The sequence below is a fragment of the Flavobacterium sp. 38 genome (genome assembly GCF_057799715.1).
In genome coordinates this window covers 1-8,948 of sequence record NZ_JBYNWZ010000012.1, presented here as the reverse complement: position 1 = coordinate 8,948, position 8,948 = coordinate 1, and the positions used below count along the sequence as shown (strand labels likewise).

The window sequence follows — 8,948 nt, the reverse complement described above, 5'->3', positions numbered from 1 at the left end:
GCATTTTGCAATTAAAGGTTTTAGTCAAAGTTTGGGGATACTCAAATTTAAAGAAAGATGGCTATGGAATATTTTTTTCGATGTTGCATATTATAAAATGAAACAAAAAAGACGTATATGCAACATTCGAAAAGAGATTTTTAAAACAAAAAAGCTCTAAATTTTTGATTTAGAGCTTTTTTATGCTTTCTGAAATTTAAAATGCTTCGCCGATTCTGAAATAAATTCCCCAATCTCCTTTACCGACTGCACCGTCTAGGCCAACATTAAATTTTGATTTTTTAAAAGGATTGTACCGATACCCAACACCTCCGCCGGGATACATTTTCCAGTCAAAGCTTGGAGTATCAGAACCGTAAATGGTTGCAATTCCAAAAAATCCAACCAAGCCCATTTTTTTGGCGAAATTGTAGCGGTACTCACCCTGAATGTCCATTAATCCCGAACCACGGTATTTTCCTTCTGAATAACCGCGAATATCTGTTCCGCCAATGGTGCTTTGCTGTTCAAAAGCGACATTTCCAAGACCAAACTTGCCATAAAAACGGACCGCAATTACATCTTTGCCTTCGCGATTTTGGATGTATTTATTCGCTTGGAAAGAAATTCTATTCGATGCCAGTTGATTATCTAGAAATTTCGGATACGTAGACCAGTCCAATCTAATTTTGTAACCTTTAGTAGGATAATAAACAGCATCTCTAGTGTCGTACAATAAATTGAAAACTAATGCATTGCTGTGCGAAATTGAAGAAGGTGAAATATTATCTTCATAAACTGTATTATAATGCGCATAAGTATAAGAAAGTCCGCCATAGAACTTTCCTACGATTTTTCGCTGGCCTCCAATTCCCAATACAGTAGTTTTGGTTCCGTAATCATAAAAATCAGGCTGATCGATATCATCGACATAAAACTGCGAATTCTGATTTCCGGTAAAAAAGAAAAACTTCAAACGCCATTTGTCTTCATTCAAATACCATTTATTAAAAAGCGCCAAAGCATACGATTTATTTGTGGTATAAATGGCCGACATTCCTGATAATGATTTTGGCGAAAGAGTATCTGCTTCATTAACCCTATACATCATCATTGGTATGGCGCCAAACATAAAATCGAGATTTCTGTTGTAACTCAGATAAGGCATTACTCTCAGTTCAATTTTCTTGTCTTTTGTTTTTTTCGAAGTAGAATCAGCTATTTTTTGTCCGAAAGAAGAATAAACAAAACCTGTAAACAATAATAAGAATAGAAAATGCCTCATGGTTGGAATGGTTTAGTGAAACTTACCGTGGTGTATAATTACTAAATAACATTTTTCGGGTTCTTGTAAATTTAAATAAATTATGTAAGTAATTGAAATAAAAAAGATTAAGATTTGGCTGTTTTATCAAAGATAGAAAGCAGTTTTTCCAAAGCATTGTCGGTATGAAGCTGTTCGCCATTTTTTAAGGTGTTTTCTAATGCCACTGCAGCTCGTTTCAGCATGCGCTTTTCAAAATGAGAAAGAGCTGTTTTCAAATCCAAAAATTCATTGTTGGTCAAAAAGTCTGAAAGTTCAAGAGCGTCAAGCATAGCCAAATTAGCGCCTTTTCCAGCAAAAGGAGGCATGCGGTGTGCGGCATCTCCAATGATAGTTATGTTTTCCTGTGTTTCCCAAGTTTGGTTTTGGGGAAAATAATATTGCGGACGCGGTATAAAAAACAGTTCATTGCTCACAAAAAGTTCATGCCATTCTGGACTCCAATCTTGATACACTTTTTTAAACCAGTCGAAAATTTGAGCATTGTCTTTAAAATCCAGATTGTTTTCTGAAATCCAGTTTTCGGGTATTTTACTGCTGAGCAGAAATAGGAGCGAACCGTCTCCTTTGGTGCCGTACATAATAGTTTGTTCGTTTCCAAAAGCCAAAACTTTTCCGCCTTTCGAAAATTCAAAAAGTTTTGGAGCATTTTCTTTGGCATTATAAATGGTGCCTTCAATCATAGTAATACCAGAATAAACTGGTTTTTGATTACTTATATAAGGACGAATTTTAGAATTTGCCCCGTCTGCACCAATAACCAAATCGGCATAAACGCTTTTTTCATTGTTAAAGAATAACCGCCAGCCTTCATTTTCTTTTTCCATAGAAAGAAAATGGCTGTCCCAAACGATGGTTTCGGGCAAAAGCGAATTCAGTAAAACAGCTCGAAGATTAAAACGGTCTATCTCTGGACGAGGTTTTGAAATGTCTTGAAGGAAATCAGAATTTGGATTTGAAATTTCTTGAGAAGAAGTTACAAGAATAGCATGCTCATCAAATTTCAATTCAAAATTTTGATCTACAATTCGAGCTTTACTGGCATTCGGACGGACATTTTTATAGAATTCATCTAATAAATCGGCTTTACTGATAGCAAGTAAACCCGAATCTTCGTGTAAATCTAAAGGCGAACCTTGTACGCGAACGTCTGCGTTGAGGTCTCTTTCGTATACTTTTACCTTTATATTTTGAAGTTGCAAAAGGCGGGCTAATAGTAAACCGCCCATTCCGCCGCCAACAATGGCAACGTGTTTATTTTCTAGTAACATAGTTTTGTGTTTAAAATCTATGTTGCAAAATTATTGAGACGAAAGAGCAGATAATAGTATAAATCGGTCGTTTTTATTTTGAAAAAGCGTTTTAGGAACCGAACCTGATATTTTCTTGATTTCTTTAATGAAATGCGTTTGATCTGAAAAATTCTCTTCTGGAAAAAGTTTGCCTTTTGCAATATGTTCCAAAGAAGTTCGGAAACGAAGAATAGAACAATACGCCTTCAGCGAAAGTCCAAAATACTGATTGAAATAGCGATTGATCTGGCGGCTGCTCCAATTCGATTGCTCCGATAATTCTTTTACGGACATTGCGCCATTGCTTTCGTAAATAAGTCGAAAGAGTTTTTGTTTCCGATTATCGACTTCCTTTAGTAATAAGGAATGAATTTTTGCAGCAGCTTTTTCGCTAAACAATTCGAAATCTTTCAAATCGGTTTCATTAAAATTCCCAAAGTCATTTTCTAATAATTTCCCAGAATTTAAAATTTCGGCAATGCTTTCATGAAAAATATATTCTACAGCAGGAAGTTTAAAGCTAATGGTAAAGGTTTTACTATTAGCCGGAATTGTTCCTTTTTCGTATTGCTGTGTTCCTAGCCCCAAAAGTCTGATTTGAAAAGAAGTTTCGGCAGTTTTTATCAGCGACAGATCGATTCGCCCGTCGGGAAGACCGATTGTTTCTAATGTTTGATCCGATTTATTCTCCATACACCAAAAACTATCTACAAAATCCGAAAGGTTTTTGCTGGGCTTTATGGTCTGATATTCTAAATCGTTGATCATTTTATCAAATTTAAAGCGAAATTATGCAATTAGTTAGTCGTTTATGTAAAATCTGTGCTGCTTTAAAATGGCTGTAAAGACGTTTCAAAAATCAAAAAAATCGCAACGAAAAACTTAACATTGGATAAGTGTTTGATTTTTAGCTAAATAAAAGCTGTTTTTGTTAACAATGAAAAACTTAACATTGGCGAATAGCTTTTTAGGTCTATATTTGTTTATTATTTTTTGATGTTAATTTAATGATTTAATAACATTAAAAATTAGTTTAATCCAAAATAAATTTAATCAATTTCTTAAAATTAACAGAATAATGGCAAAAGAAGTGCTTACTAATGAAATCGATCAGGAGGTAGAGGCTGTTCCAGTTATTTCTAACGAAGAAAACGTACAGCAAGACGTTCCAGCTTCTGAAACAGAATCGGCTGAAACTGAAAATTCAGAATCTAAATCAAAACCTAAAAGAGCTCCAAGAAAAGCAACAGTAAAAGAAGTGGCAACAGAAGAAATCGCTGAAGAGACTGTAGAAACTGAAGCAGGAGAGGAGACAGTATCTGAAACTGAAGAACAAACAGCTGAGGAGAACCAAGAAAAATCGAAATCTAAAAAGAATAAAAAAATGAAAGAAAAAGAAAAAGAAGAGAAAAAGAAAAAAGTAGCTAAGAAAAAAGCAAAAGCAAAAGATAAAAAGAAAGAGAAAGCGAAAAAAGCAAAACAAAAAGCGCAAGCAAAAAAGAAAGCAAAAGCGAAAAAAGCGAAAGATAAAGCGAAAGCGAAAAAAATCGCAAAAAAGAAAGCAAAAAGATCTAAAGCTAAAAAGAATAAGAAGAAGTAGTTAGTTCTAAGTCCTAAGTTTTACTCTTAAGTCCTTAAAATAGGGGAGATTAAAAATTTGGAATTTGGAATTTCAGATTTGGAATTTGGAATTTCAAAATTGAAAATTTTATAAAAAATGCTGTACAAAAGGATAGCCGTACAGCATTTTTTATTTTAACCCAAATTATTTTACAACGGTTGCTTCCAATTCTACTTTTAAGGTTTCGAAAAGGCTTTTTACTTCCAGCAATGTCGTAGCCTGAGCAATATTATGTTTGTTGATCCAGTCTTGTAGAATGTTAAAATGAGGCCAGAGTTCTGCTGTAGAAGTGGTGTAAATATTTAAACGCACGATTCCGTTGCACTCATATCCTGCTTCTGTAATAACTTGTTCTAAATTTTTTAGGGTTTGAATAATTTGAGATTCCATGTTCTCATTGCTCGAAATTCCATCAGCGCTTATAGCCGTTTGTCCAGATACATATAAGGTTCCTTCTGGATTTTTTACTTCAACTGCCTGTGCGTAACTGCGTTCGTCTTGCCATTTCCACGGATTTATCACTCTTTTTTCCATCTTTATATTGTTTAAAATTATAAAGACAAAATTCAGACTTATCGCCGATTTAAGCCGTTGACATTCCTCACAAATAAAAAGTGATCTATATCACATCAAGAAGAAAGCCGGCTCAGTGTTTCGCGCGATACTCCTAAATAAGAGGCAATTTGACTTTTGGATACCCGCTGAAAAAGTGTCGGATATTGTTTTAGAAGCTGTTCGTATCGTTCTTTTGAGTTTGAAGTGAGCCAGGAAATAATACGGCGCTGCGAACCTAAAAAACCAAAAGTAGCTTTCTCTAGAAAAAAACGTTCCATTTTTTGCAAACCATCGCATAGCTTTTTATAATCTTCGAGTGTGCAGCAAAGTACTTCGGTATCTTCAAGACATTCAAGAGACATAGTGGCCTTTGTTTGCGTGTAATAAGCATAAAAATCACTTTCCCACCAGTCTTCCATAGCAAAAGAAACAATATGTTCTTTTCCCGATTCATCAGTAAAAACTAATTTTACGAGACCGCTAATTATAAAATAAGAATACGGTACGGCTTCGTCTTTCTGTATAAGAAATTGATGTTTTTTGAATTTTTTGGTGCTGAAATGTGAGATGACAAAAGCAAATTCGTCGTCAGTTAAAGGGATATTTTTCTCGATATGTGCTCTTAAATCAGCTTTCATGTTTAGTTTTGGTTTTCTTTTCCAAAGTCAGCTTGTCGATTTTCTGTAGAAATTCAGGATCAAATTCAGAATACGCTCTTAAGCGGTATTTTTCGTCTCTAATTTTCATTACCAGACGAATTTTCTGCGCCATCAGCCAGATTGGTTCGTATCGTTTATGACCTAATAAATATTGAATTTTGAGTATGGATATTCTTCTGTGCGAAAGCGTCATCAATTCGATGCAAATCATCCAGTAGCGAATAGGGAGATTGGAATTTTCCATTACAGTTCCAGAACGGAGACTCATACGGCTGCCGCACTTACGGCATTGGAATTTCAAATCATTCTGACGGAAAGAATGCTCATTATGTCCGCATTTCCTGCACAAAAGCCCGTTTTCTAAACGTTTGTTTTTGAGCTCTTCAATACAAGTGGCTTCATCAGAGTATTTTTCAAAATAAGCGCGTAATTCCATTGGTGCAATTCCTTAATTTACTTTTCGAAATATAAAAATATTTTAAAAGAAACGAATAGCAATTTCTAGAAAAATAAAAAGGAATACTCAAAAGCGAATATTCCTTTTTAAAAGGGGCAAAATTGTGTTATAATTTAGCTACTATTTCTTTTTTGTACTTATTTAGAATCGATTTGGTCATACCTAAATTAGCTTTTGTAGAATCTACAGCCAGGTAAATAAAGTAATCCTGATTGTCAGAAACATCAATAATGTGAATTTGAGAACTTAATGTAATCATGATATTGTCAATAACCTGACCATTTAAATTCAGCGCTTTAATAGCGTTCATTTTTGCTTTAACTACTTCAAGGTTGTAGGCAGATGCCAATTCTGGGTCAAAATCTGCAGCAGCAGACTGTGAATAGTATGACATACCGCTAGCGATTTCAGCTACAGAAACTGCGATGAAACCTGGGACGTTCTTTTTTAGGTCTTCCCCAAATTGCGTTAAGAAATCAGACATAGTTCTTAGAATTTAATTTGTTGTGAATAAGAATGAATTGTTTTGGATAAAGCAAAATTAGTTATACGATATTATTTAATTATCCGCATTACGTACCTATTTTTAAGCAATATTAAAAAATAACATAAGTCTGAAAAAATCAGTTTTTTCTGTTCTTTTGAATTGGTTTGAAAATGAAATATTTAAACTGAAAATGCTTCTGAAAAAGTGTTGTTGCACTATTTCAAAAGCATTTTCATTAAAGCAAAAAAAAAAATTACTTGATTTCTGTTATAAATTCATCGTGCGGAGTTCTCACTTTTTTCAAGTTTACCAGCCAGTCGCCAGAATCATCTCTGTATCCTAAAGGTAAAACTAAAACACTTTTAAGTCCAAGTTCTTCCAATCCTAAAAGTTTGTCCACTTCAGCAGGAATAAAACCTTCCATCGGAGTTGCATCTACTTGCTGTTCTGCAGCCGCAGCGATTGCTACACCAAACGAAATATACGCTTGTTTTGCAGCATGGTTAGCATGCCATTCTTGTCCAAGAGGCTCGTACATTCCCCAAAGTCTCTGTTTGTACTCGTCCATTGCATCAGCAGGAATTCCTCTTTCTGCAATTGTTCGGTCAAATACAGCAGAAATTTTTTCTAAACTGTAACCGTCCCAAGCAGCCCAAACCAAAACGTGAGAAGCATCTGTAACTTGACTTTGGTCAAAACTTACTGCTCTAAGTTTTTCTTTTAATTCTTTGTTTGTGATTACAAAAACCTTGTAAGGCTGTAATCCTGAAGATGAAGGAGCCAATTTTGCCGCTTCAAGAATATAATCTACTTTTTCTTGCGGAACAGCTTGTCCGTTCATTTTTTTTGTAGCGTAACGCCACTTTAGTGCATCTATTAAGGCCATTTTTTTTCTAATTGATTAAAATTGTATTCAAAGGTAAAAAGTTTAAGTGTATTTTTGTCATCAGATTACCAAAAGTAACTGTAACATCGAGGTAACCTACTAACACGACATGATAAAAGAACCTAAACACGATCCTCAACAATGCAATCAGCGAATTATGGCGGTGCATGATGCGATGTATATTTTAAACGGAAGATGGAAAATCTCTATAATTGCATCACTTTGTTTTAATACTTTGCGATTTTCTGATTTGTTGCGTGAAGTCGAAGGCATTTCAGGAAAAATGCTGAGCAGAGAATTGAAAAACCTTGAAGAAAACCAATTAGTTACGCGAACTGTTCTAAAAACACAGCCGATAACAGTTGAATATCAATTAACAGAATACGGCCATACTTTAAAAGAAGTAATAGATTCTCTAGCAAAGTGGGGGCATAACCACAGAAAGAAAATTACAGGAAAAGAATAAATGAACTTAAAAAAACAAAAATTAAATTCCAAATTCCAAACTTGTTACTTGAGCCAAAGGGCAAAATCTAAATTTTAAGCTCTGCAGCCCGCTGAAAAAATCCTTGAGTTGCCAATTTTTGTTCTGTTTCTTCAATGGCTTTCAAAAGGTTGTTCTGGTTATCGGTGATTTCGTTAAGTGTTTTTTTCATAACTGTCCAAACAGGCTGCATTTTTACAACAAGCTCTTTTCCCTTTGCTGTCAGAACAATCAGCCTTTTGCGTTCGTCTAGTTTGTCTTTTTTAGAACTGATTAATTTCTGTTTTTCCAATTCCTTCAATAAACTGATCGTTGACGGATGGCTGTAGCCAATTTCACTTGCAATTTCGACAACGCTTAGCATCTCTTTGATGTGCAGCGTATAGATTACAGGAAACCATTTCGGTTCAAAATCAATGTCGAAAGACTTATAGATTAAAGCGCCGTCTTTGCGCAATTGCTCGCTCAGACGCTGCAATCGCGTTGATATGGCTAATATGCCGATTTCGTCAATTATATTCATCTCTATTGATTTAGTTTTAAATGGCAGAAAACATTATCGGGTCTCATTAACGGAAAATCGATTGGAAGTGCTTCTTTTGGAATCGTTACAAAATCATTTTTTTCATAAAAACGCAGAGCCGCCTGCAACAGCGTAACCGTTCCTAAATATAAGTCTTTTATTCCTTTTTCTTTGCTGTAGGCAATTAATTGCTCTAATAATTGTTGGGCAATTTGAAATTCTTTTCCTCTAAATTCTTTCTTGACAAACATTTTTCTGATGGCTCCAGCTTCGGCATTAAATTTCACCAAAGCAATTGTACCAACCAATTTATCGTCTATAAAAGCGCCAAGAAAAATGCCGCCCGGCTTATAGTAAAAGTTCTCAATGTCCAATAAATCCGGCTGATCTTCTAAAGTAACGGGCACATTAAATTCTTTTTGCTGAATGTTTAAAATCAAATCTACGATTTCATTTTCGTACTTGTTTTGTATAGGTTGAATGTGCATTTTATGGTATAATTATTAATTAAATTCCAATTTTTGAAATCCCAAATTCCAAAAAAAAAGAGCGCAGCGATTTTTTTTTGGAAAAATCTAAAATCTAAAATCTAAAATCTAAAATCTAAAATCTAAAATCTAAAATCTAAAATCTAAAATCTAAAATCTAAAATCTAAAATCTAAAATCTAAAATCTAAAATC

At 34.4% G+C, this 8,948-nt stretch carries 11 protein-coding genes and 1 pseudogene; 2 read left to right on the top strand and 10 right to left on the bottom strand.

Annotated elements, in window-relative coordinates:
* Window positions 1-196: 196 nt before the first annotated feature.
* The 3 genes from AC3E9W_RS20480 to AC3E9W_RS20470 form a co-directional block, all read right to left on the bottom strand.
* Complete coding sequence (locus AC3E9W_RS20480) at window positions 197-1,264, bottom strand: BamA/TamA family outer membrane protein (RefSeq protein WP_488769815.1); 1,068 nt, start codon at window positions 1,262-1,264, stop codon at window positions 197-199.
* A 107-nt stretch (window positions 1,265-1,371) separates the two neighbouring features.
* Window positions 1,372-2,574 (bottom strand): FAD-dependent oxidoreductase, encoded by a 1,203-nt coding sequence (locus AC3E9W_RS20475; RefSeq protein WP_488769814.1) that lies wholly within the window; start codon window positions 2,572-2,574, stop codon window positions 1,372-1,374.
* A gap of 30 nt (window positions 2,575-2,604) precedes the next feature.
* The gene (locus AC3E9W_RS20470; RefSeq protein WP_488769813.1) at window positions 2,605-3,363 is read right to left on the bottom strand and encodes a DUF6597 domain-containing transcriptional factor; all 759 of its coding nucleotides are present in this window, start codon (window positions 3,361-3,363) and stop codon (window positions 2,605-2,607) included.
* A 310-nt stretch (window positions 3,364-3,673) separates the two neighbouring features.
* On the opposite strand from AC3E9W_RS20470, the gene AC3E9W_RS20465 reads away from it, so the two are divergent.
* Window positions 3,674-4,195, top strand: coding sequence for a hypothetical protein (locus AC3E9W_RS20465; protein WP_488769812.1), 522 nt, complete (start codon window positions 3,674-3,676; stop codon window positions 4,193-4,195).
* A gap of 165 nt (window positions 4,196-4,360) precedes the next feature.
* Here the strand turns inward: AC3E9W_RS20465 and AC3E9W_RS20460 are convergent, their stop codons facing one another.
* The 5 genes and pseudogenes from AC3E9W_RS20460 to AC3E9W_RS20440 all read right to left on the bottom strand — a co-directional run bounded on the left by AC3E9W_RS20460 (window position 4,361) and on the right by AC3E9W_RS20440 (window position 7,260).
* Entirely contained in the window at window positions 4,361-4,750 is a 390-nt protein-coding gene (locus AC3E9W_RS20460; RefSeq protein ID WP_488769811.1) for a RidA family protein, read from the bottom strand.
* Between the two features lie 95 nt (window positions 4,751-4,845).
* Window positions 4,846-5,409: a Crp/Fnr family transcriptional regulator gene (locus tag AC3E9W_RS20455; protein WP_456897506.1), complete on the bottom strand. Its 564-nt coding sequence runs from the start codon at window positions 5,407-5,409 to the stop codon at window positions 4,846-4,848.
* Window positions 5,408-5,866 (bottom strand): annotated as a pseudogene (locus AC3E9W_RS20450) (transposase); the annotation flags it as partial. The pseudogene AC3E9W_RS20450 and the gene AC3E9W_RS20455, both read right to left, overlap by 2 nt.
* Before the next feature lie 127 nt (window positions 5,867-5,993).
* Complete coding sequence (locus AC3E9W_RS20445; protein WP_306160171.1) at window positions 5,994-6,371, bottom strand: hypothetical protein; 378 nt, start codon at window positions 6,369-6,371, stop codon at window positions 5,994-5,996.
* 256 nt (window positions 6,372-6,627) lie between these two features.
* Complete coding sequence (locus AC3E9W_RS20440) at window positions 6,628-7,260, bottom strand: nitroreductase family protein (protein WP_488769810.1); 633 nt, start codon at window positions 7,258-7,260, stop codon at window positions 6,628-6,630.
* A 109-nt stretch (window positions 7,261-7,369) separates the two neighbouring features.
* Here AC3E9W_RS20440 and AC3E9W_RS20435 point away from each other — a divergent pair, with 109 nt between their 5' ends.
* Entirely contained in the window at window positions 7,370-7,726 is a 357-nt protein-coding gene (locus AC3E9W_RS20435) for a winged helix-turn-helix transcriptional regulator (protein WP_306160175.1), read from the top strand.
* 67 nt (window positions 7,727-7,793) lie between these two features.
* On the opposite strand, the gene AC3E9W_RS20430 is transcribed toward AC3E9W_RS20435, so the two are convergent.
* Both AC3E9W_RS20430 and AC3E9W_RS20425 read right to left on the bottom strand, forming a co-directional pair.
* Window positions 7,794-8,267 carry a MarR family winged helix-turn-helix transcriptional regulator gene (locus AC3E9W_RS20430; RefSeq protein WP_488769809.1) on the bottom strand — a complete coding sequence of 158 codons (474 nt, stop codon included), beginning with the start codon at window positions 8,265-8,267 and terminating at the stop codon, window positions 7,794-7,796.
* 2 nt (window positions 8,268-8,269) lie between these two features.
* Window positions 8,270-8,755: a GNAT family N-acetyltransferase gene (locus tag AC3E9W_RS20425; RefSeq protein ID WP_488769808.1), complete on the bottom strand. Its 486-nt coding sequence runs from the start codon at window positions 8,753-8,755 to the stop codon at window positions 8,270-8,272.
* Between the last annotated feature and the right edge of the window lie 193 nt (window positions 8,756-8,948).

Bases quoted from the DNA above. Each gene is read 5' to 3' on its own strand.
- AC3E9W_RS20480 (WP_488769815.1), bottom strand. From the start codon at position 1,264: ATGAGGCATTTTCTATTCTTATTATTGTTTACAGGTTTTGTTTATTCT.
- AC3E9W_RS20475 (WP_488769814.1), bottom strand. From the start codon at position 2,574: ATGTTACTAGAAAATAAACACGTTGCCATTGTTGGCGGCGGAATGGGC.
- AC3E9W_RS20470 (WP_488769813.1), bottom strand. From the start codon at position 3,363: ATGATCAACGATTTAGAATATCAGACCATAAAGCCCAGCAAAAACCTT.
- AC3E9W_RS20465 (WP_488769812.1), top strand. From the start codon at position 3,674: ATGGCAAAAGAAGTGCTTACTAATGAAATCGATCAGGAGGTAGAGGCT.
- AC3E9W_RS20460 (WP_488769811.1), bottom strand. From the start codon at position 4,750: ATGGAAAAAAGAGTGATAAATCCGTGGAAATGGCAAGACGAACGCAGT.
- AC3E9W_RS20455 (WP_456897506.1), bottom strand. From the start codon at position 5,409: ATGAAAGCTGATTTAAGAGCACATATCGAGAAAAATATCCCTTTAACT.
- AC3E9W_RS20445 (WP_306160171.1), bottom strand. From the start codon at position 6,371: ATGTCTGATTTCTTAACGCAATTTGGGGAAGACCTAAAAAAGAACGTC.
- AC3E9W_RS20440 (WP_488769810.1), bottom strand. From the start codon at position 7,260: ATGGCCTTAATAGATGCACTAAAGTGGCGTTACGCTACAAAAAAAATG.
- AC3E9W_RS20435 (WP_306160175.1), top strand. From the start codon at position 7,370: ATGATAAAAGAACCTAAACACGATCCTCAACAATGCAATCAGCGAATT.
- AC3E9W_RS20430 (WP_488769809.1), bottom strand. From the start codon at position 8,267: ATGAATATAATTGACGAAATCGGCATATTAGCCATATCAACGCGATTG.
- AC3E9W_RS20425 (WP_488769808.1), bottom strand. From the start codon at position 8,755: ATGCACATTCAACCTATACAAAACAAGTACGAAAATGAAATCGTAGAT.